This window comes from Dyadobacter crusticola DSM 16708, from assembly GCF_000701505.1.
Lineage (GTDB): Bacteria > Bacteroidota > Bacteroidia > Cytophagales > Spirosomataceae > Dyadobacter > Dyadobacter crusticola.
Window position 1 is genome coordinate 558023 of sequence record NZ_JNJB01000001.1, and the last position, 23952, is coordinate 581974.

16 protein-coding genes are annotated in these 23952 nt (G+C 46.6%); 4 read left to right on the forward strand and 12 right to left on the reverse strand.

Annotated features, from left to right (window positions below; all coding sequences use genetic code 11):
* Positions 1 to 2: 2 nt before the first annotated feature.
* The 4 genes from Q369_RS0102495 to Q369_RS0102510 all read right to left on the reverse strand — a co-directional run bounded on the left by Q369_RS0102495 (position 3) and on the right by Q369_RS0102510 (position 9799).
* Positions 3 to 1316 carry a vanadium-dependent haloperoxidase gene (locus Q369_RS0102495; RefSeq protein ID WP_310588964.1) on the reverse strand — a complete coding sequence of 438 codons (1314 nt, stop codon included), beginning with the start codon at positions 1314 to 1316 and terminating at the stop codon, positions 3 to 5.
* Complete coding sequence (locus Q369_RS0102500) at positions 1300 to 4680, reverse strand: VCBS repeat-containing protein (protein WP_031526157.1); 3381 nt, start codon at positions 4678 to 4680, stop codon at positions 1300 to 1302. The genes Q369_RS0102495 and Q369_RS0102500 overlap by 17 nt, the downstream gene beginning before the upstream one ends.
* A 92-nt stretch (positions 4681 to 4772) precedes the next feature.
* On the reverse strand, positions 4773 to 6650 hold the full coding sequence (locus Q369_RS0102505) for a RagB/SusD family nutrient uptake outer membrane protein (RefSeq protein WP_031526158.1): 1878 nt from the start codon (positions 6648 to 6650) through the stop codon (positions 4773 to 4775).
* Positions 6651 to 6661: 11 nt separating this feature from the next.
* Positions 6662 to 9799 carry a SusC/RagA family TonB-linked outer membrane protein gene (locus Q369_RS0102510; RefSeq protein ID WP_031526160.1) on the reverse strand — a complete coding sequence of 1046 codons (3138 nt, stop codon included), beginning with the start codon at positions 9797 to 9799 and terminating at the stop codon, positions 6662 to 6664.
* 569 nt (positions 9800 to 10368) lie between these two features.
* On the opposite strand from Q369_RS0102510, the gene Q369_RS0102515 reads away from it, so the two are divergent.
* A complete protein-coding gene (locus tag Q369_RS0102515) occupies positions 10369 to 11718 on the forward strand; it encodes a vanadium-dependent haloperoxidase (RefSeq protein ID WP_031526161.1) in 1350 nt (449 codons plus the stop codon).
* On the opposite strand, the gene nadB is transcribed toward Q369_RS0102515, so the two are convergent.
* The 6 genes from nadB to Q369_RS0102545 form a co-directional block, all read right to left on the reverse strand.
* Complete coding sequence (gene nadB, locus Q369_RS0102520) at positions 11708 to 13297, reverse strand: L-aspartate oxidase (RefSeq protein WP_031526162.1); 1590 nt, start codon at positions 13295 to 13297, stop codon at positions 11708 to 11710. The two genes, Q369_RS0102515 and nadB, sit on opposite strands and share 11 nt — an antisense overlap.
* Positions 13298 to 13327: 30 nt before the next feature.
* Positions 13328 to 14323: a quinolinate synthase NadA gene (gene nadA, locus Q369_RS0102525; protein WP_031526164.1), complete on the reverse strand. Its 996-nt coding sequence runs from the start codon at positions 14321 to 14323 to the stop codon at positions 13328 to 13330.
* A gap of 154 nt (positions 14324 to 14477) precedes the next feature.
* Entirely contained in the window at positions 14478 to 15899 is a 1422-nt protein-coding gene (locus Q369_RS0102530; protein ID WP_031526165.1) for an inorganic phosphate transporter, read from the reverse strand.
* An 86-nt stretch (positions 15900 to 15985) separates the two neighbouring features.
* On the reverse strand, positions 15986 to 17038 hold the full coding sequence (gene rlmN / locus Q369_RS0102535) for a dual-specificity RNA methyltransferase RlmN (protein ID WP_031526167.1): 1053 nt from the start codon (positions 17036 to 17038) through the stop codon (positions 15986 to 15988).
* A gap of 102 nt (positions 17039 to 17140) precedes the next feature.
* Positions 17141 to 17674: a CvpA family protein gene (locus Q369_RS0102540; RefSeq protein WP_031526168.1), complete on the reverse strand. Its 534-nt coding sequence runs from the start codon at positions 17672 to 17674 to the stop codon at positions 17141 to 17143.
* Entirely contained in the window at positions 17671 to 18120 is a 450-nt protein-coding gene (locus tag Q369_RS0102545) for a GatB/YqeY domain-containing protein (RefSeq protein WP_031526169.1), read from the reverse strand. The genes Q369_RS0102540 and Q369_RS0102545 overlap by 4 nt, the downstream gene beginning before the upstream one ends.
* A gap of 325 nt (positions 18121 to 18445) precedes the next feature.
* On the opposite strand from Q369_RS0102545, the gene Q369_RS0102550 reads away from it, so the two are divergent.
* On the forward strand, positions 18446 to 19165 hold the full coding sequence (locus Q369_RS0102550) for a pyridoxine 5'-phosphate synthase (RefSeq protein ID WP_031526171.1): 720 nt from the start codon (positions 18446 to 18448) through the stop codon (positions 19163 to 19165).
* A 25-nt stretch (positions 19166 to 19190) separates the two neighbouring features.
* Here Q369_RS0102550 and Q369_RS0102555 read toward each other — a convergent pair whose 3' ends face one another.
* On the reverse strand, positions 19191 to 20642 hold the full coding sequence (locus Q369_RS0102555; protein WP_031526173.1) for a Gfo/Idh/MocA family protein: 1452 nt from the start codon (positions 20640 to 20642) through the stop codon (positions 19191 to 19193).
* Positions 20643 to 20707: 65 nt separating this feature from the next.
* Positions 20708 to 21010, reverse strand: a complete 303-nt coding sequence (locus Q369_RS0102560; RefSeq protein WP_031526174.1) for an SCP2 sterol-binding domain-containing protein — start codon at positions 21008 to 21010, stop codon at positions 20708 to 20710.
* A gap of 208 nt (positions 21011 to 21218) precedes the next feature.
* On the opposite strand from Q369_RS0102560, the gene Q369_RS0102570 reads away from it, so the two are divergent.
* Together Q369_RS0102570 and Q369_RS0102575 are read left to right on the forward strand one after the other, a co-directional pair.
* A complete protein-coding gene (locus tag Q369_RS0102570; protein WP_031526175.1) occupies positions 21219 to 21644 on the forward strand; it encodes a hypothetical protein in 426 nt (141 codons plus the stop codon).
* A 129-nt stretch (positions 21645 to 21773) separates the two neighbouring features.
* Complete coding sequence (locus Q369_RS0102575; protein WP_031526177.1) at positions 21774 to 23891, forward strand: peptidylprolyl isomerase; 2118 nt, start codon at positions 21774 to 21776, stop codon at positions 23889 to 23891.
* Positions 23892 to 23952: the final 61 nt, after the last annotated feature.

The following is a 23952-nucleotide window of genomic DNA, read 5'->3' on the forward strand; positions in this document are numbered from 1 at the left end:
GGCTACTGTTTTCCTTGCAAAGTTTTAACGACCCACTCTCCTACCTGCTGCCCCTGCTTTTGACCATTCGTGATTGCGTCCATAAAATGGATACCGCCATAAAATCTTGACATACCGGATTCAAGGGCAGCGGCCTTGAATGAAGGAAATTTTCGTGCTTTCAAGTTGAATCGCTCTTCAACCGAATCTGTATAGGCAAAATTTTCGCCGAAGTAATGCGTCAGTATCACGGCTGAGCAGGTCGAGATAACCGAGTGACCGCTCAGGTATTCTGGGAATGGCGGGGTTTGCAGGAAAGGTTTCCAGGTTGGGTCAATGTATTTCCGGATTGCAGTTTCAGGACGAATGCGGTTACTTCTGTATTTCTCATCCCAGCAAGCCATAAAACCGTCCATTAACCCAATCGCCACACTTGTATTAACGAGCAGAGTCTTACCGAAATCTGCTTTCGCCTGCTTGCAAGCAATATCGGTTATGCCCATCCAATGCGCGCCCGGGGATATTTTTTTCATTCCTACCAGCAGGTGGCCTGTGTTTTCCAATGCGAATGGATTACAATCCCAAAATGCTGCGGTCACTTCATGCTCCCGCTCCCGGGTATCGTCATAATTCATTTTCATAAGCCTGAAAAACTCGGAATCCTTTTTTTCGGAAAATGCAACAGGCGGCGGCGGGATAAACTGTGAGGAAGAATCCAGCGTAAATGGCCTGACCGTACTAAAAAAAGGCTCTACCGGCGGGAAATAACCCGGCGGCGTCGGGTACCAGGTACCTGGCGTATTTCGCGGCTCGTACCTTGGGAAGTTGCTGATCAGGTTGTATTTGTCCGCTTTTGCGTATTTGAGGATCTGCTTGCTGATCGCAATTCCATATTCTCGTGAGCCTTCGAGCACTTCATCGTCCCACCCGAGTGTCCTGCACGAATCGAGCAGCCTATCCTGATATTTCTGCAGAAGTGCGCCCGAGGGCTGCATTTTCTTCGCAGTTTCCAGCATCGCCATTACCGCAGCAAGCTGGTGAGAGTATGTTTCAATGGGAGGTTTCGCTATTTCAGGAAAATCGTTCAAAACGCCGTGCATACTTTTGTACGCGCTGTCATGCTGCGCCAGTGTTTCGTACCCTGCAAGACAAGCATATGAAAAGAAGCGCGCACTCAATGGCGGATTAGTTACATCATGCACCATGACGTCGGTCATTTGCAAAGTAACCTGCCCGATCGTTTCGGGACTGATGTTATACTCTTTTTGCTTTTTTGTGCAACCCGCCAAAAGTCCAAGTGCAAAAAGCAGCGCAAAGATTTTACTGAACTTTACCAATCTGATAAGCTTTTATTTCCTTCTGATTTATTCCAAACAACAATTTATTACCAAGAGGGAGTACGCTGCGCACATCTCCTTTCAGGCTGAAACCCGATTCAGTCTGCCGCACGTAGGCGAACTTCCCTTTCCCGTCGCCTTTCAACAGGACCCCGTAATTCGCATCATATTTACCAAATCTCAACCGCGCCTTGCTCACATTCCCGCAAAGCAGTAAGTCTTTTTGTCCATCGCCATCGTAATCCAGACTGGTAATCGTATAAACCGGCGAACTTTGCACTTCCAGCGGGAGTGGTTTTTCAACGAACTTACCTGCCGCATTGCCTTCGAAATAAGCCGTTTTCAGATAATTCGATTCCAGTTCCTGCGCGCCTTCGAGTTCTTCTGCTGTGAAAATTTCTTTAACAGAAGCATCGGCGTAGCTTTTGTAATCCTGAAAACGGGTACGCATAATGCTCATTTGATCAAGCAATTCGTCACGTGTCACATAGGGATAACTCTTGCCTTGAATATAAAAACTCATGATCGGATCGATAGATCCGTTATCATCAAAATCCTTGTAGATCATCTGGACAGGTTCCGAATCGCTGGCTTTGCATTGCGTATTCAGCCCCATATTGCCTATTACCAGGTCCTGCTTTCCATCTCCATTGAAATCTTCTACCAATATCTTATTCCACCATCCCTTGTAAGGTTTGGCAAAATACTCGGTCGTTTTGTTTTCCAGCTTTCCATTTGAATTGATGAAAACACTTACCGGCATCCATTCTCCTATAACGATCAGATCTGCCTTTTTATCATTGTTCAGGTCCGCCCAGGCTGCGTCGGTAACCATGCCGATCTTTTCCAGAGTTGCATTCCACTTTGTAGTCTGGTCAGAGAAATTGCCTTTTCCGTCATTGATGAGCACATAACTTCTCGGCGCTTCGGGGTACCTGCCGGGAATAACCCGCCCGCCAACAAACAGGTCGGGATGCGAGTCCCCATTCAGGTCAGCCGAACGTACGCAGCTTGCACTTGTCAGCATTTTCGGCAGGGAAGTGCTTTTGGTCCAATTCCCTTTTCCATCATTCAGGTACAACCGGCTTTGCAACAAAGGATCTTCGGGCAGAAAGCTCGCATAACCTCCGCTGCACACGAACAGATCCAGTGAACCATCACCATTGGCATCGAAAAACAATGCATCTGTATCTTCCGACTGTTTGTCCGCTTCCAATGCAGGTACCTGCTTGTTTGTGAATGCACCACCTTTTTGCTGTATATAAAGCTGCGCAGACTGGCCGGCCGCTCCGCCTATAAAAACATCTTCCAGTCCGTCGCCATTCACGTCGCCTTTTCGCAAACCAGGTCCCGAAAACGAGATTGGGTTGATCAGCAGCGGCTGGCGCTTGAAATCGTTTGTCTGAATTGCCGGACTTTTGAATGCGATCGGGGAAGCTACGGGAGAGAAAGCCGGATTGTATTTTGGCGGAAAAGGTTTCGTCATTTTTCCGTCCGTTTCTTGCAATACCAGCTGCTGATTGCTCTTCGGCGCAACAATTTTCTGCTGCTTGCCGCTCAGCCAGGTGACAGAAAGCGAATCCACAATCCCATTTTTACCCAAACCAAAATGCAGAATGGGAGAAACGCTCGACTGGTACCCGCGCGTCGGCATTTGTTCAAGATACTGCTTTTGCCCTTTTTGATAGATCGTTACTTTCGCGCCGGCGCCCAATGTATTCTTCCCTTCGCCTGCCAACTTCACTTTGAGATAATTGTTCTGCAAAAGCTTGTTTCCTTCATTCTGGTAAATGAATGCCGGTTTGTTAATGTTGTTGACAATCAGATCAAGGTCGCCATCATTATCCAGATCGGAGTAAGCTGCGCCGCCGCTATTTGATATTTCGCCCAGCCCCCAGCTATCCACTACATTACTGAATGTAAGGTCTTTACTATTCTTAAAAAGGTAATTCTTCATATTAGAAGAAGGCATTTGATATACCAGCTGCAACACATCTTCCCGCTTAACCTGTCCTTCAATGCGCTTCAAATGATCTCCCATGAATTTGACAAAGTCCATATTGGTGAAATCACGCAGGTTTCCATTGGTCACGAAAATGTCTTTCCAACCATCGTTATCGTAATCGGCAAAGAGCGAAGCCCAGCTCCAATCCGTGTTCGAAACCCCCGCAAGCTGTCCTACTTCGGAAAAAACCGGCACCTTTGAACCTTTGCCCACACCTTCATTCATTTGCAGCATATTGCGCATATACTGGTGATGAAAGCCCACTTTTACATTGAAGTCAAAAAGTTCGTAGTTATCCAAACCGGATAGCAGCTTCTGCCGCCGGTTGTCCTCGGGCAGCATGTCCAGCGTAAAAATATCAGGTAGCCCGTCGTTATTAAAGTCGGCGATATCGCTGCCCATCGAGGAATGCGAAGTATGACCGATACTTTCATCCAGCACATCGGTGAAAGTGCCATTTTTGTTATTGATGTATAAAAAATCGGGTACTGAATAATCGTTGGAAATGTACATATCCTGCCAGCCGTCCTGATTAACGTCGGCAACGCCAATACCCAATCCGTAAGTCAGCGGAGAGCTGTGAATGCCTGCTTTCTTAGTAATATCCGTAAAAAAAGGCTCGGTACCCTGCGGATCATTGCGGAACAGGCGCACTCCGGTTACCGGATCATCTTTACTCAGAATGTCGGCTGTACTGGCTTCGTCGAGGATTGGCAGCGACTTAGGATTGTGGTTGAGCAAAAACATATCCAGGTCTCCGTCTTTGTCAAAATCAAAAAAAGCAGCCTGGGTACTATTACTCGGATCGGCAAGTCCGTACTGGCCAGCCATTTCTTCAAACTGCGGTATACCTGCCGGATTGTTTCCCTTATTGATAAACAACTGGTTGCGCAAACTTTCGGGTGAAACATTTCCGGAGTAGCATACATAGATATCCAGCTTCCCGTCGCCATTTACGTCCGCCATTGTAACCCCCGTTTTCCAGGGTTTTTCCCTGCCACCAACAGCCGCCTGCGTTGTGATATCCTCAAAAACCATATCCCCTTTATTGAGGTACAGTTTATTGGATACCATATTTCCGGTGAAGTAGATATCGTCGAGACCGTCTCCATTTACGTCACCGACTGCTACACCACCGCCATTATAGAAATATTCGTACATCAACACATTGGTATTCAAACCCTCTGTGAGTGTGTTACTAAAGTCAACCTTGGTTTTTTCGGGAGCCAGCAATGTAAAAAGTGGCGGGCCGCTGTTTTCTTTCTGCTTACTGTTTTCAGCCTCTTTATTACAACAGATGAGACTCAGACCTGCTAACCCAGCCACAACACCTGATTTCCAGGATTTAAAGCGCTTCATACAGCGAAAGAAGATTTAAAAGGGATAGAAAAAAGAAACTATGTCTCCTCATCGAAGACATAGTTTCAGTAAAATTAATCAATAAAATATTACTATTTATCGTAGCCCGGGTTTTGAACCAACTTGGCATTACGGTTGATCTCATCACGGCTGAATGGACGGAAATACATTTTGTCCACCCACTTCCGGTTTTCGTGCGACTTCTCTTCCACCGGCGTGTAAGTATAATCGTAAACCGTTGTGTCATAATGGTAAGGCTCTTTCATTGACTTACCAGGCTTGAACTTCCCGATCACGTTGATATACTGCAATGGACGGCCGAGCGTTTCGGCAGCGATCATCCAACGGCGTGCATCGTGGTAGCGTTGCTCTTCGTAGGCCATTTCAATGCGCTTTTCGTGGCGCAATGCATCTCTCAATGCAGCACCTGAAACTTTCAACGCAGGCATACCAGCGCGGAAACGGATTTTGTTCAACCATTCCAGCGCCACTGCCTCTTCACCCAGCTCGATACTTGCCTCAGCATAGTTGAACACGTTTTCAGTTACACGGATGAACGGCCAGGGGATATTCTGACGGTCCGTATTATCGTACAATGCAGGGTTTGGATCAATGAATTTACGCATGTAGTAACCTGTGCGGCTGCCATTCCAGTCTTCAATGCTGCTGCTTCTGGTATCAAGTCCTTTGCGGTTAATCAAAGCACCTTTGTCGTCAAGCAGGTCATAAGCGCCAGTCTGGATCTGGTTCGCAGGATCTTTCGCATCCGACGGACGTGGTTTCCAGGGTGCACCGTCGTACATTACTGTTGCATAAAGGCGAGGGTCACGGTTTACGTACGGACTAGCTTTGTGAACAGGATTTGTCCACGAAAACTTCGATCCGTCCATCATTTCGTAATCATCAACCAGCAGACCAATCGGTGTATTTCCAGCCCAGTTGTGGTATCCGTTCGGACCATTGTTCAAACCTGTCTGACGCGCTCCTTCATTTAAGCTCGCTGTAAAGTAGCGGCCGAAAATAATCTCAGAAGCTGCACTTGCATCCAGTGATTTATCGCCGCTGGCTCCTGCCATTGCAACAGATATGTAGTTGATCTTACCTTGCTCAGGCGTTACGGGTGCGGTCAGATTTAACTTATAACCGCCATTGTAGGAGTCAAGCGCGGCTTTTGCTGCTGCCTGAGCTGCCTGCCAGCGGGCCTTGCGATCGCCGGAAGTGTAACCCAGGAATTCCGGATTCGGATAAGCAGCAATTACCGCCGATTTCGCCTTTGCAGTTGGGATATCGTGCAGGTCACTGGCTGCGTAAAGCAACACGCGTGCTTTCAACGAAAGCGCAGCTACTTTGGTAGCGCGGCCTTTTGCCATCGTTTTCCCTTCAAGCAGCAATGCAGCACTATCGCAGTCACTTACGATTGATTTAATGCACTCCTCGAAAGTACTGCGGGGTACTGAGTAATCTTCATTGAGCTTGTACACCTTTTTGATCAAAGGCACGGAACCATAGTAACGCACCAGCTGCTGATAATAGTAAGCTCTCAAAAAGTAAGCTTCTCCCATTAACCTTGCTCTCAGCGTTTCATCCGTGAAAGTAGCAGTAGGCAGGTTATTGAGGGCGATATTCGCATTACGAACCTGCGTATACATCGGACCCCAACCGTAAGTAGCATCCACCCAACCGAGGTTAGAAGGACTTAAACTACCTTCATTTACCGTGTTGATATTCCGCCCGGTATGTGTAAATACGGCTTCGTCCGTCAGAGAAGCAAGCATTTGCTCGCTAAAACCTCCCTGCTGCAGTCCGGAATAGTTACCTGTCACAAAACCCTCTGCCAACGCCCCGTCCTTCCAAACTTCTTCACTAGGGATTTCGGTAGGCGGTGTTACGTCCAGAAACTCGGTATCACAAGAGGCTAAACCGCCCGCCATCATTGCTATAACAGCTAAACCTTTATATCTCAATTTCATATTTATTTTCATTAAAATGCCAAACGAACACCAGCGCTCATAACTTTTGCCTGTGGGTAATACTGACCGTCATTTCTGGTCGCTTCCGGATCCCATACCTTGATCTTGTCGATTGTGAGCAGGTTCAAGCCATTCACGTAAATGCGCAGGTTGCTCAAACCAATCCTGGAACCTATTTCAGAAGGCAGGTTGTAACCCAATTCGATGTTTTTCAAACGCAGGTAGTTGCTGCTTTTCAGGAAATAGTTGTTGATACCAGCCTGACCTGTGTTGGTGTAGTATCTGTTGTTACGGTTGGTCAAACGTGGGTACTTGTCAGTTGGGTTATCGATTGTCCAGCGGTGATCGTAGTCGTATTTTAGGTAGTTACCAATGTCACCGGACTCTGTCAGACCGATGATCTGCAAACCACCTGTTGCACCCTGGAACAATACTGACAAATCAAATGCTTTGTAGCCCAGGTTGATTGAAGCACCACCTGTAAACCATGGACGTTGTACTTTTTCGGTACGCAAACGGTCGTCAGCGCTGATTTTTCCGTCGCCGTTTACATCCTTGAACTTCATATCACCAGGTCTGAGGTTACCAGTGATCGGGCTGTAATCAAGCGTATTTGCATCAATTTCAGCCTGGTCTTTGAATGCACCGTCAAATTGATACACCAGGAATGAGTTGTAAGGCATTCCGGTTGATCTCTGGTAAGATGGAGCACCTGGCGTTTCGTCCCAGTACTTGATTTTGTTTTTGGCAAAACCACCGTTCACACTAACAGAATAGGTGAAATCGCCTGCATTTCCGTCGTAGCTCACTTTAAACTCCCATCCTTTGTTCTGCAGTTTACCCAGGTTTTGAGGAGGAAGCTTGCCGTCGATACCCGCGGAAGACGGAGTTGAACCTGCTTTCGGGATCAGGATGTTGGAGCGGTTGTTTACGAAGTAATCGAATTCGAATGCAACTTTATCATTGAACAAAGTACCCTCGATACCTACGTTGGTATTGTTTGCAACTTCCCATGTAAAGTTCTGGTTAGCTACACGCGTTTCAAGCAGAGTTTTAGCAACCTGATCATTGATAATGTAGCTGCCAAAGCCCATTGTGGACAAATACTGGTACTCAGCCAATGTTTCTGTTCCCAGGAAGTAAGGCTCAGCACCCATTTGACCCCATGAACCACGCACTTTTACATTGTTCAGGAAGCGGATGTTGTTTTTCCAGAAATCTTCTTCTGAAACCCTCCAACCGGCAGATACCCCGGGGAAGAAACCAAAACGGCCTTCTTTCGGGAATACATAAGAACCATCCACGCGCCACAGGAACTCAGCCAGGTACTTCTCTTTGAAGTTGTAACCCGCACGACCGTAGTAGCTCAAACGTGCTCTTTTGTACAAGTCGAAGTTGTTGATATCCTGCTCCGGGTTACCTCCTGCAAAAAGCTGGTCAACCACCGGCGAAATGAAATACCTGCGGAAAGCGAAGAAACCGTCTGCATCCACTTTCTCACGCTGGATACCCGCCATTACATTGAAGTTGTGGCTGCCGATCGACTTCTCGTAAGAAACCTGACCTGTAAGCTGGATGGAAAGTTCCTGAGAAGCGCTTTCTCTCAAACGTGGGTCTTTGAATGTAGAACGAACTGTTCCTGTAAGCACCGGAGTTGTACCGTCAGCTTCGTAGGTTTTCTTATCCCAGAAAAACAGTGTCCAGGGAGTTTCAAAGTTCTTTTGACGACGCAGTTGCTTATCCAGAGCCGCCATTAAATTCACTTTCAGTCCGCTTACACCCGGAATTTGAATTTCAAGTCCGCCGTTTGTCTGGATGTAATCTCTTTTATCGTCGTTATAACCTGTTGTATTGGTAGTAATCACCGCCGGGTTCTGACCATTTTCGATGTCAGGACCGGGGCGACCGTCTGGCCAGATTGCGATTTCAGTTGGTTTACCGCGCATCAACATCCGGAAGATCGCCTGTGCGCTGTTTCCACCACTCGGGAAGTGACGGTATTCTTCACGCAATGTAAGTCCCAGGTTTGCAGTTACATATTTGTTGATCTTGGTATCGAGGTTTACGCGCATATCATATTGCTTGTAGCCCGTTGCCGAGTTCACATAATAACCATCCTGACTGATGTGACCCAGTGAGGCAAGATATTTGATGTTCTCGCTTCCACCTGTCAACTGCAAGTTATGACGCTGCTGAGGCGCCCATTTCCGAAGTACAGAACCGTACCAGTCAGTATCAGGATAAAGCAGAGGCGACGATTGATCCCTGAACTTCTGCATATCTTCCGGCTTGAAAACCGCGTTGATCACGTTTCCATTATCCTTACGTGTATAGGAACCGGTTGAGTTGAATCCCTGGTAAGCACCTTGCCACTCTCCTACCGGCAGGTTATCATAAATTTGCAATTCATTACGGATCGTTGCATATTCTTCCGCGTTCGACATTTCAGGTGTACGTGTCGGAGCCGAGATACCCAGGTTCATATCGTAGGAGATCATTGGCTTGCCTGTCTTGCCACGCTTTGTAGTGATGAGGATTACCCCGTTACCCGCGCGCGAACCATAAATAGCTGCCGCCGCATCTTTCAAAACGGAGATACTTTCGATGTCAGCCGGATTGATGCGGTCCAAACCACCACTCCGGTTAGGTACACCGTCTACTACGATCAATGCATTGCTGTTACCAAGCGAGTTGGTACCACGGATACGGATCGCTGATCCGTCATAACCTGGCTCACCGCTTGCTTGTACAGCCGAAACACCCGGCAAGCGACCACCCAGGGTATTGGAAAGGTTTGCTGCGGGCGCTTTTTGAAGCTCGGCGCCTTTTACTGCGGTAACCGATCCTGTCAAAGTAGCTTTTTTGGCAGTACCATAACCTACAACCACCACTTCTTCCAGCGCCTTGGTATCTGCTGCCAATGTAATATCAACTGAGTTTTTGCTCCCGATCGCGACTTCCTGAGTCAGGTAACCGATGAACGAAAACACCAGTGTCGAATTTCTTTCCGCATTCACGGAGTAATTGCCTTCATTGTCGGTCACAGTTCCCGCCGTTGTGCCTTTCACAACGACGCTCACGCCCGGCAATGCCTGGCCTTGCTCATCCTTGATCCGGCCTTTGACTGTGTTCTGAGCATGAGCGATCATGACAGTGGCAACGAGAAGGATAAGTGAAAAAACACCACGTGAAATGACACGAGGTATCCATTCAGTAGAAAATCTCATAGATTAAAATTTAGAGTTAGAAAGTGGTATTGAAAATTGCTTAACCGTATAAGCACGGAACGTAGAGCTTGCATTGCTTCCATCTCCGGGAAGCCTGTCTACAAATCTGTAAAGAGTAGTTCGGAAAGTCTATTACATAGTTTTCTTGTTAAGTGAATAGATAGCCGGGCACTGATATGAAAGGGTGTACTAATAACACAATTCGATCCGCAGCACTGCTAAAAACTGCTAGCATAAGCGCATTGACATCTTTTTTACTCGTCTGATTGTACAAAAAGATATCAATTTTTTCACAATAAAAAGTGTTCTTGCTTTTGGAATATAATTTATAGAAAAATAACAACGAAATGTCTGTTTTACCGCATAAATGGCTTATTTAGTAGTATATAAGTTACAATTATTCGTTATTTAATCCAGAATTGGTATCCATTCCAATCTTAATTATCTTCGTATATTCATTCAAAAGATCCTGATTCACCTGCATATTGCTAATGAGATTTCGCTTACTCCCTCTGATCCTTGTTCCCTTGTTTTTCAGTTGCCGGAAAGAGCTGTCACCGGCCGAGTACAATGCCAAAGCGGCAGACCCGCAGCTGTTCCATCAAACGGCGACATACCTTACTGATGTGATCATTCATGATATCTTCAAACCCCCGGTAGCCAGCCGAATTTACAGCTATTCGTTTCTGGCAGCTTACGAAGCACTTGCACCAGGATATCCCGAATATCAGTCACTTGCAGGTCAGCTTGTGAAATTTGAAACACCTCCCCGGCCGGATTCATCGCTTGCTTACTGCTACCCGCTGGCGAGCATTAAAGCGTTTACATCGGTTGGTCGCACGCTGACATTCTCAGGCGATATGTGGGACAAATACGAAAAAGACCTGTTCGAGAAATACGCGCAAATGGGCATTCCCGAAGATGTATATACGCGGTCACTTGCGTATGGTGATTCAGTTGCAAAACACATTATTCGCTACTCTGCAAAGGATCATTATAAGGAGATCCGCGGATACCGGTATACAGTTACAAATGCCCCCGGCACCTGGGTACCTACGCCGCCTGCTTACGCTGATGCGTGCGAGCCGATGTGGAACACCGTGCGGACATTTACATTGGATTCGGTTACACAATTCCGCTGCCCGCCGCCGGCTAAGTACGACCTGAACAAAGACAGCAAGTTCATGAAGCTGGTTATGGAAGTGTACGATATCGGCAACAATCTGACAGACGATCAGAAAGCGACTGCTTATTTCTGGGATGATAATGCATTTGTGACCAATGTCGTGGGGCACGCAATGTTCGCCAACAAGAAAATGACTCCCGCAGGACACTGGCTCGCCATTATACGCACCGTAACGACTGACAAGAAGCTGGATTTAATGCAGGCGACCGAAGCTTACACACTCGGCGCGTTATCTATATTCGATGCGTTTGTAGCATGCTGGGATGAGAAGTACAGAACAGTGCGGATCAGACCTGAAACGGTAATTAATAACAACTGGGCACCCGACTGGCGACCGTTCCTGGAAACGCCCGCATTTCCTGAATATGTAAGTGGTCACAGCTCCATTTCGGCAGCTTGCGGAACAGTACTGACGCATTTGATAGGCGACAATGTGGCTTTTACAGATACTACTGAAAAGAAGTACGGCCACGGCGTGAAATCCTTTAAGTCATTTGAAGATGCTTATTGGGATGCTTCCATCAGCCGTGTTTATGGCGGGATACATTACCGTGACGGAGTTGAAGAAGGAACACATCTCGGCGAAAAAATCGGCCAAAACGTACTGACACGGGTAGTTACCAGAAAAAACAGGGAAACTCTGGCTAAGAAATAACCTGGTGAACGTGGTCGGAATTGTAATGCAGACCAATGTTCTCGCGGCGTGCCATTGCCATTTTGATGATCAGATAAGAGACCGAAATCATGTTACGGAGCTCACAAATGGCGACCGACACCTTTGACTCGCGGTAGAGCTGCTCATGTTCCTGATGTAACAATTCAAGCCGGTCGTAGGCACGTTTCATCCTGCGATCGGTGCGAACAATACCCACATAGTTGGACATAATGCTATTTAGCTCGCGCGTCATTTCAGTAACCAGCACCTGCTCTTCCGGGTGTGTTGTGCCCGAATCGTCCCACTCCGGTATGTTACCCGGCGTTTGTGCTCTTTCGAAGCTGGCGAGTGTATCTTCATAAGCCCGGTGGCCAAATACCACCGCTTCCAGCAGCGAGTTGGAAGCCAGTCGGTTGGAACCATGCAAACCGGTGCATGAACATTCACCTACTGCATACAGGAAGTCGATATTGGTTTTTCCCCACTCATTTACCCTGATCCCGCCGCACATATAATGCTGCGCCGGAACCACCGGGATCATGTCTTGTCTTACATCAATTCCCTCATTCAGGCAGTATTCTGTGATATTCGGGAAATGCTCGACAAACTTTTCATAGTCGCAATGCCGCACGTCCAGATAAACGTGATCGACCCCATTCTTCTTCATTTCAGAGTCGATTGCACGTGCGACAATATCCCTTGGCGCTAATGAGAGCCGCAGGTCGTAGTTTTCCATAAAGGTACTCCCATCAGCGCGCTTCAAAATACCTCCAAAACCACGTACTGCTTCTGAGATCAGGAAAGAAGGCTTTTGTCCGGGTTTGTAAAAACTGGTAGGGTGAAACTGGATGAATTCCATGTTGTCGCAAATACCTTTGGCCCGGTACGCCATTGCAATACCGTCGCCGGTTGCGATCGTAGGATTTGTAGTACTCTGGTAAATATTGCCAATGCCGCCTGTCGCGAGCATGGTGGTTTTAGCGAGGAATTTTTCGACTTTTCCCGTTTGTCTGTTCAGCACATACGCGCCAAAACATTTGATATCCTCCTGATACCGGTAAACTGTTTCTCCCAAATGGTGCTGGGTGATCAGTTCGACTGCATAATAATGCGTAAAAATCTGAATGCTTTTATGTCTGCTGACTTCTTCAAGCAATGCGCGCTCGATCTCCGCGCCAGTAATGTCTTTGAAATGTAAAATCCGGTGATCCGAGTGCCCGCCTTCTTTCGCCAGATCGTATTCTCCCCCGCTTTCCTTGTCAAAGCGGGTTCCGTAATCGATCAGTTCCTGTATCCGCTCGGGCGCTTCTCTCACCACGATCTCTACAATGTTCCGCTTGTTGACCTCGTCGCCCGCGTCCATTGTATCCTGAATATGTTTCTCAAAAGAATCTGATTCGGCCCAAACAACCGCAATTCCACCTTGTGCGTACTTGGTATTGGTTTCATCCACCTGAACTTTGGTAATTACAGCAATGGATTTCTCCTGATTCGATGAATCGAAATGTCGGGCAAGTTTGGCTGCGTAGCTAAGTCCGGCAATTCCCGAACCGATGATCAGAAAATCAAATTGGGGCATAAATCAGAATAAAATTACATAACAGTTTGATCAGATACCTTTGCTTAATTCAAGCATTCGGGCAACTGATTCATAGGCTTTTAACCTGACATCTTCCGGAACAAAAATCTCCGGCTGCTCATAATAAAGTGCATTATACACTTTTTCTAATGTGTTCATTTTCATGTACGGACATTCGGAGCAGGCGCAGGTATTGTTATCCGAGCCGGGAGCCGGGATCAGCTTTTTATCGGGGACCGACTGTTTCATTTTGTGTAAAATGCCAGCCTCGGTTGCAACAATAAACTTGGTATGAGGGGATTCTTTTACAAACTTCAAAAGTCCGGTAGTTGAACTTACAAAATCTGCCTGTTTGAGGATATCTTCTTTGCATTCCGGGTGCGCGATAAGCAATGCATCGGGGTTTTCCTCCTGCAGCTGCTTCAACTTTTCCCGCGAAATATCAATATGTACAATGCAGGCACCGTCCCATAAAACCATATCACGGCCGGTTTTGTGGGCTACATATCTGCCAAGGTTTGCGTCTGGCGCGAAAATGATTTTCTGATCTTTCGGAAGACTTTCTACGATCTGCAATGCATTGGAGGAAGTACAAACAATGTCAGTCAGCGCTTTGATTTCCGCTGAACAGTTGATATAACTGATCACAATATGATCCGGATACTGCGCTTTGAAAGCGGCGAACTTATCTGCAGGTGCTGAGTCAGCAAGCGAACAGCCTGCATTCAGATCAGGGATAACAACCTTTTTGTTCGGGCTGAGAATTTTGGCAGTTTCACCCATGAAGTGCACTCCACAAAAAACGATCATATCAGCCTCAGTTGCTGCTGCCTGCTGCGAGAGTCCGAGGCTGTCGCCAATGTAGTCGGCCAGGTCCTGAATTTCTGCATCAACATAGTAGTGAGCGAGAATAACCGCATTCTTTTCCTTCTTTAATCTCTTGATCTCGGCAATCAAATCAATGTCTTCTGCAACTGCCTCCGTAACGTAACCGTAACGGTTTACCTGCTCTTCAATAGTAGTCATTCTGGTGAATAATTGGCTTTAATGGATCTTAAAACTCTATTTCGAAATTACAACATTAAAACCAATCCAAAGCAAAGAAAGTGCGACGCCCGGATAAATGAAAAGCCGCAGAAGCGATCCCTGCGGCTTTTCATTTACTATAAATTCTTAATTTCTACAAAATCCAGCGGAAAAACGCATAGAGTGTACCTGACAAAACCATGGTGACAGGCAATGTCAGTATCCATGCAATGACAATATTTCTGATTGTACCGCCTTGCAAGTTTTTCACACCTTTACTGGCGACCATCGAACCCGCGATACCCGAAGATAGTACGTGGGTGGTACTAACCGGAAGTCCCAGGTAAGAAGAAACCCCGATGGTACTGGCGGCTACCAGCTCCGCAGATGCGCCCTGGGCGTAAGTCAAATGCTGCTTTCCGATTTTCTCGCCAATTGTAACTACAATCCGCTTCCAGCCTACCATTGTCCCCAGGCCAAGAGAAAGGGAAATCATTAGAATAACCCAATCTGGCGCGTAATCCGTATACCGGCGGATCCCATTCTCACTCCCTGACTGCATTTTCAGATAAGAAACATCAGCAGAATTAAGGTTCGCGTGACCATTGTCAAGAATCGTCTTTGTATTGCGGCTGATCAAAAGCAATGAGCGACGGGCGTCCATTCTTTTTTCCATCGGTAGTTTATGCTCCGGCAGTGAATCGTTGATCTGAACTGTCAGGTTGGCAACTTCCTGTTTGATCGTAGCCAAATTCACGCGATCGGTAACGGATAATCTTGATGAATCGATCCGGCTTACCGCCTGTTCAATCCCGATCAGGTCCGACTTCATTTTGCCGGGATCCAGACTATTGTCCAATGCAAAGTGAGCAGGAACGATTCCAATCAGAATCAACATCACAAGTCCAACTCCTTTTTGACCGTCGTTCGAGCCGTGGAAAAAGCTTACAAGAGTACACGTCGTGATCAAAATCGCCCGTATCCACAATGGGGGAGCCTGGTTCTTTTTGGGTTCACTGAAAACAACTTCGCGCAACGGCTTGGAAAGCGAGCGGCGCAATATGAACATAATGATGATTGCAAGTGCAAAACCGAAAATCGGTGAAGTGAGCAGCGACATGAAGAGTTCTTTCGCTTTGGACCAGTTTACACCGGTGGCACTTGAATTTTCAGGCATAAACGTGAAAGCAAGTCCCACTCCAAGAATGGAGCCGATCAGCGTATGCGAACTTGAGCTGGGCAATCCGAAATACCACGTACCCAGGTTCCAGATAATCGCACTGAAAAGTAATGCAAAAACCATGGCGGCGCTGTGATAAACATTCTGGTCGATCAGCAATTCGACAGGCAGCAGGTTGACAATTCCCATTGCAACCGCAATTCCACCGAAGAAAACACCGCAGAAATTCATAAAACCCGACCAGATTACGGCCACATTTGGTTTCAGGGAATTTGTATAAATCACAGTTGCCACCGCATTGGCAGTATCGTGAAAACCATTAACAAATTCGAATGCGCAGGCTGCTAAAATGCTAAAAGCGAGGAGAATAAAAATGTCGGTTTCAAGACCAAACATAGAAGAAGTATATAAGTTTATCTATAACAGCACAAAGCTACTTATTCTTAAGCGATGCAATATTAACAAATTGTTAAGCCAAAGTGCTACGCTGTTTCCTTATTAGCCAGCTGCCCGCAAGCTGCATCGATATCTTTGCCCCGACTTCTCCTAACGTGCACCGATACGCCCCGATCTTCCAGAAAGCCCGCGAATTTATCTAGCTTGTCTCCTTCCGTGTTCTTAAAATCAGCTTCTGCAATCGGATTGTACTCGATGATGTTTACCCGCGCAGGAACCTTCTTGGTAAATTCCCAAAGCTCCTTGGCATCCTGCAGTGTATCATTAAAATTGTTGAAAACGATGTATTCGAAGGTAATGCGGTTACCCGTTTTCCTGTAAAAATAATTCAGCGCCTCTGCCAGGTTTTCCAGTGAGTTGGATTCATTGATTGGCATGATCTGGTTACGCTTCGCGTCATTAGCAGCATGCAGCGATAATGCAAGGCGAAAACGCACTTCATCGTCTCCCAGCTTTTTAATCATTTTAGCGATACCGGCGGTTGAAACCGTAATGCGCTTCGGCGACATATTCAATCCCTCGGGAGAGGTAATGTGCTCGATAGATTGAAATACATTGGCGTAATTCAGCAACGGCTCTCCCATTCCCATATATACGATGTTGGTAAGAGGCGCTTTAAAGCTGCCCTCTGCCTGCCTGGCAATTGCGACAACCTGGTCATAAATTTCACCAGCTTCGAGATTACGCTTACGGTCCATATAGCCCGTCGCGCAAAATTTACATGTGAGCGAACAACCCACCTGGCTGCTTACGCAAGCCGTCATTCTGTCCGCAGCAGGTATCAACACACCCTCCACCAGATTACCGTCAAACAGCCGGAATGCGGATTTGATCGTACCGTCGTTACTTTGCTGCTGCTTGGCTACTTCCATATTCCGGATCACGAAATGCTGATCCATTAACTGGCGCGTGCCAAGAGAAAGGTTGGTCATTTCGGCAAATGAATGCGAAGATTTTTTCCAGATCCACTCGTAAATCTGTTTTGCCCTGAAAGCTTTTTCCCCATGCTCAGCCATCCATTGTTTAAGCTGATCAACGCTCATTTTGCGGATATCCTGCTTTTCCTCTAATCCGGTCATCTTAATTTATTTGGTCAAATGCATAGTACATTCAACCGGTTTTAACTGCAAAGTTATTGAAAATCAATATCGAAAGCTTAACCCTAGGCTGTTTCTGAAAGTTCAATCGTCCAGATATTCGCTCTTCCATTCACTGATCAGGGCGGTACCATCGGGCATAAGCGCCAAAGCTTTGGTGATCAGGTTAGGCGCAATGGGGACTACGAGCGGGTAAAGATAAGTCTCATCTGTTCGGTGTGCAGGTATTTTCACCCCGATCATATTAACCAACCAGAAGAATACGCTGATGCCAAAAACCCACGTGAACACACCCACCATAGCGCCGGCAAAACTGTCGAAAGTGCCCAGAATGGAGTACCTAAGCGAGCGGCGGATCATGTAGCCAAACTGGTTTAACAAAAATATGGTAGGGAAGAAAATAGCCGAAAATCCGATGTAAGGCAATATTTTCTTCGCCATATTATCGCTGAAATAAGGCGTGAGCACTTCCATGCCCAGACCTAAAAACTTAAATCCAAGTACCATTGCCACCGCAAATCCGGCTATTCCGATGATTTCAATCAGCAGACCTTTGCGATAACCATGTAAAGCTCCCCAGAGGAGCGGAATGAGGATGATCACATCCAGTAACTTCATGCGAGCAATCCCTTCACCAATGCTGAAACCACTTTTCCCTCTGCTTGTCCGGCAAGCTCTTTGGTAGCTACGCCCATTACCTTACCCATATCCGAAGGTCCGGATGCTCCTACCCGGCCGATAATCTCCTGCAATTTCGCCTTTACCTCGTCTTCGGAAAGTTGCTTGGGCAAAAACTGCTCGATCACGGCCAGCTCCGCTTCTTCCTTTTCCAACAGATCTGCACGCCCCTGCGTTTTGTAGATATCCGCAGATTCACGGCGTTGTTTGGCGGCTTTGGTCAAAAGTTTAAGTTCGTCATCAGCAGAAAGCTCTCCTGTTGCTCCTCCTTTGGTTTCTTCCAAAAGTATAAGCGACTTGATAGCACGAAGCGCACGAAGCGTATCCTGATCCTTAGCCCGCATTGCATCCTTAATTCCCGACTCGACTTGTGTTTTTAGAGACATGTTTTTAATGTTGAATGATTGAATGATTGAATGACTGAATGATTGAATTTCGAATTACTGAATTAGTGAGTGAGTGAATATTTTGGGTATTTTGATATGAATGGATATTTTTCGGTTCAGAATGAATCAGTTGTACGTACTTGGTATTTCTGACTAGCTCGTAGCGAAATTCGCGAGCAACAAAACTAAAATAATCCTCCCAATTAACCCTAATTTAGCACTCCCGGTATAATTCAAACTGACACATTCAGTCATTCAGTCATTCAGTCATTCACACATTCACACATTCAATCATTCACTCATTCAATCATTCAATCATTAAAAAATGACTCGCCTAAGCGTTAACATCAACAAAATTGCTACCCTTCGTAATTCACGCGGTGGGGATAATCCTAATGTCTTAAAAGTCGCGCTGGATTGTGAGCGGTTTGGTGCGCAGGGGATTACAGTTCACCCCAGGCCTGATGAGCGACATATCAGGTATCAGGATGTATACGATTTGAAAGAGGTAGTCACCACAGAATTTAACATAGAAGGAAATCCGTCTGAAAAGAAGTTTGTCGAGCTTGTTCTGGCAAATAAACCCGATCAGGTTACCCTGGTACCCGATGCTTTACATGCGATTACTTCCAATGCGGGCTGGGATACCATTACAAACAGAAGTGAGCTCACGGATCTTATAGGAATCTTCAAGTCAGCCGGGATCCGCGTGTCTGTTTTTGTCGATCCGGACGAAAGAATGGTTGAAGGCGCGAAAGCCTGCGGCGCTGACCGGGTTGAACTTTACACCGAGCCTTACGCAGCGGGTTATTTTGAAAACAGACAAAAAGCAGTGCTCCCATTTGTGCTTGCAGCAGAGAAAGCCAGGGAAGTTGGACTTGGACTAAACGCCGGACACGACCTCAGCCTGGATAATCTGCGCTTCCTCAAACAAAATATCCCCTGGCTAGACGAAGTTTCCATCGGCCACGCCCTGATCTCCGACGCATTGTACCTTGGGTTGGAAAATACTATACAAATGTACCTGAGAGAATTGGAGCTCTGATAGTAGTGATAGCTTGTTTTGATGATTACCAGCCAGTCCTGTATTCCCGCCTTACAAACTGGTTGGCCACATCAAAATTGGTGATTTTCATGTTATCGCCGTCCCAGATCAGCTTCTGGCGGCCGGGGAATGTAAATCCTTTCCCATCGGCTTTGGCTTCCCGGTGCAGGTAAGATCTTACTGCCAGATTTCCCATCAAAACAATCTCCGTAAGCGGACCTGCCTGATCGAAAGCGGAGCTGGTGTAAGCGCCATATCCTTTTTTGCAAGCCTGCACAAACTGTTGCTGGTGACCTTGCCAGCTTCCGGGTACGAGCGCCCGGGGTTTGACATTGCGCCTTACATTCTCAAACTGCTTCTCAGGCCAGAGTCTCGGGTTTTCACCAAACATTTCCGCACTTAATATTCCTTTTGTACCTATAAACAGCATCCCGCCGTCTACGCTGCCGAACACCGTTTTGTAATCACAACCCTCGGGCAGCTGCGGCCGGATACCGCCGTCGTACCAGGAAAAACTGATTTCCTTTCCCGGTGTTTTTGAAGCAAATTTGAGGTGAATGGAAGTGGAAGGCGGACAAACATCATCGAAGAAAGCCTGACTGAAAAAATCTGCATATACTGAACCTACACTGCATTCGACACAAGTAGGGTACCCTAACTTCATCGCGCGAAAAGGCACGTCAATAAAGTGACAGCCCATATCGCCCAATGCGCCGGTACCGAAGTCCCAGTAACCCCGCCATCTGAAAGGCATATATGCTTCATGGTAATCCCGCTTGGGTGCGGTACCGAGCCAGAGGTCCCAGTCAACTTCCTTCGGGACCGGCTGCGATTCACCTCTGTCTTTGGGTGACTTTACACCTTGTGGCCACACGGGGCGATCGGTCCATACTTCAATCTTGTACACATCACCCAGCACACCCGACTGCACAATCGCTTCCGTCTGCCGGGTACCATCGCTGCTGCTGCCCTGGTTTCCCATTTGGGTTACCACTTTGTATTTTGCAGCGGCCTGGGTCAATGTTCTGGCTTCCCAGATATCTTTGGTAAGCGGCTTTTCCACATATACATGCTTTCCTAGCTCAATGCAGGAATTGGCAATCGGAAAATGCATGTGGTCTGGCGTTGTTACCAGTACTGCATCAATGTTCCGGGATTCCTTTTCAAGCATTTTCCGGTAATCCCGGTAGTAAGGAGCTTTTGGAAACTGCTTCCTGTACTTTTCAGATTGCCGGTCGTCAACGTCACAAAGCGCGACGATGTTTTCCGCTCCATTATTATAAGCCAGCCTGATATTTACATCGGCCTTTCCTCCGCATCCTACCGCAGCTATATTCAACTTGTCACTTGGCGGGATAAATCCTTTACCTAAAACGTGACGGGGCACAATCATAAAGCCAGAAGCCGCCAATGCGCCTGCTTTTACAAACTTTCTGCGGCTGGTGTTAATTGCAGAATTTGATTTCGGGTTTTCCATTGTTCCGGATGTGGGCTTTAAAGTCAACCTGCACATCCGGAAAAGTCAGCCGGTTTCAGGCCCTACTATCTTCCGCCGAAAGTTTCAGCTATTTTCATTGCCACGCCCATATCCCCATCGATTTTCAGCTTACCTGTCATCACCGCCATCATTGCATTCAGGTCGCCGTCAATCAGTTTTAATGCATTTTTTGTAGAAACCTCGAAGGTAGCGTCTGCCTCTTTATCCTCATTTGAAACTGTATTCGGAACGGATTTACCATCGACGAAAATTACGCCTTCTTCGGTTACGAACTTGGCAGTTGCACCGAGACCGCTGTCGGTTCCAAGCATAGTTTTAATGCGGTCGGTCAAAATTTGAAGGCTCATCAGAAATAGTTTTTCGTTGTTATGTATTGAGTCAGACTGAAAGGACAAAAGTATATTTGCCTGTAAGAATATTCAAATCGCCTTGGTGTTTTCATCGAAATCCGCAAATTTTACAAAGCAGAACGAACTGATCTGCTGATTATCATACTCAATGAGTGATCCCGTAAAACGTCCGACTTTCCTTACAATTTTGTGTTTCCTCACCTTCATGAGCTCTGTTTCAGGGCTTTGGACACAATCAGAAAGACTTTGGAGCCCGGGAATAATGGCGGACAGGACCCGGGAAACATTTGAGACGGTCAGAGAGAGTGTGGACAGGCAAAACACAACCGCCGATACCGAGACAATGGACAAGATGTTTGAAGCGGTAATCGAGCAAACTACGCCGGAATCGATCAAAACGGGAGCCATTATCATGCTGATCTTCGAATCGTTATCTCTGTATGCCGCTTACCTGATGTGGAACCTTCAAAAAAAGGGATATTACCTTTATTTGGCGGGCATCGGAGTTGCATTCCTCGCGCCGCTTTTCCTGATCGGCGGCTGGCTCGGAGTAATCACTGCGATGGCAGGCGTTCTGATCAGTACTTTTATGGCAATCCTCTATGCTTTCAATCTGAAACATATGTACTGAATTCCACCGTTCGGACCCGCCTTACATGCAGCAAATCACATCGCATTCATTATCTTGAAATTGGAATGTAAGCTCTTGCTTTCCACGAAGAAAAGATTTTATTTTGCGCACTAATTTTGAATCGAGAAAATGGCTTTAATTAACAAGATCAGAGAGAAATCCGGGGTTGCCGTGACGGTAATCGCTGTCAGTTTAATTCTTTTTATGGTTGGGGGCGATCTTTTAGGTCCCAATTCAATGCTGGGCGGAAGTAATAATCAGGTTGTAGGTGAGATCGCCGGCAAAGAAATCAATATCAAGGACTTTCAAAGCAGGGTAGACGGCTTTCGCCAGAACTATGAAGCGCAGTCGGGCCGCAGCCTGAATGAAAATGAGCTGGCTTCACTGAGAGATCAGGCCTGGAACCAGTTTGTGGTTGATATTGCATACAAGAAACAATTTGATGAGCTCGGTCTTACTGTGACAGATGATGAACTGTACGATATGGTACAGGGAAATCACATCAGCCCCTCGATTTTGCAAGCTTTTTCAGATCCTACAACGGGCAAATTTGATAAAAACGCCGTTATCAATTATCTGAAAAACCTGAAAACACTTCCGATCGAACAACAGAAATCGTGGGAGAACTTCGAAAACAGCCTTCGTGAAGAACGCACCCGCACCAAATATGAAAACCTGCTGAGACTTTCTACTTACACTCCGAAAGCGCAGGCTGAGAAAGAATACGTAGCACAAAATACCAAAGCCGATTTGCGCTATCTGTATGTACCTTATTTCTCGGTAGTTGATACCACCATTAAAGTAACTGATGCGCAGCTTGAAGAATACCTGAGCAAGCATCGCAAAGAATATAAAGGAACAGATACCCGCTCTATCGAGTATGTAACTTTCCCGGTTCAGCCGGCAAAAGACGACAGCGCGGCGCTTTACGCTGAAATCAAAGAACTCGCGAGAGGCCTGGCGTCTGCACCAAATGATTCTGCATTTGCAAGCATGAATTCAGACATTCCGCTACCGATCAACATGTCGCTGGCTAACATGTCGGACCAATTGAAAGAAGCTGTGAAGACTTTCGTGCCAGGTGGTGTTTACGGACCGTACCGCGAAGGAAATACCTATTACATCTATAAATACGGCGGTACCAGAAAGGATACCGTAGCTTCTGCAAGAGCAAGTCACATTCTGATCCGTCCTGAAAACCAATCTGACTCTGCTAAGGCAGCAGCCCGTGTGAGAGCGGAAGGTATTCTTGCACAAATCAAGGCAGGCGCGAACTTCGAAGCACTTGCAGCTACTTCCAGCGCAGATCCGGGTTCTGCACAGCGCGGTGGTGACCTGAACTATTTCCAGAACAACGGCGCAATGGTGAAGCCATTTGAAGACGCTGTTTTCTCTGCCACTGCACCAGGTTTGATCCCAAGATTAGTTGAAAGCCAATTCGGTTTCCACATTATTAAAGTAACAGATCCGAAATCGAATACATTATACCACATTGCCGCAATTGGAAAGACCATCGCACCAAGCCAGGCGACACGTGACGAAGCTTACAGAAAAGCAGACGAGTTTGTTAATTCCGTAAAAACAAGGGAACAATTCCAGAAGGCTGTGAAAGAAAACAAAGCATTGGTAGTTGCTACTGCCAACCGCATTCCTGAATCAGCTACCAATATCAATGCAATCCAGAATGGACGCGAAATCGTGAGATGGGCGTTCAAGAATGATTCTGACGTAAATGACATTTCGCCTGTTTTTGAAACAGAGGAACAATATGTAGTAGCAGTGCTGACTGGCAAGTCTGACGCAAAAGAAGTGAAAGTGGCCGATTTCCGTGACGAACTTACGACGAAGGTTAGAAATCAGATCAAGGCAGAACAGATCACCGCGAAGTTGAAAGGCGCCAGCGGAGACCTGAACACAATTGCCAAGAAGTATGGCGCAGGTGCATTGGTTGAATCTGCAAATGATATTTCACTCGCAACAGGTTTCCTTACAAGCGCAGGTTTCGATCCGATCGCATTAGGTAAAGCTTTCGGTTTGAAGCCGGGACAGAAGTCAGATGTATTTACTGGTGAAAACGGGGTTTTCATTGTTGAACTTCTTAATAAAACAGAAGCTCCGAAGATTGCGGACTTCACACAGTACAAGACACAATTGACACAATCACTTGAAAGCAGAATGTCATACCTTGTAAACGAAGCAATTCGTGAGCATGCGAAGATCGAAGACAACAGAGCCAAGTTTTTCTGAGATCAAAAAAATATCTTATTCGAGAGGCGCAGAATTCATTTCTGCTCCTCTTTTTGTTTTA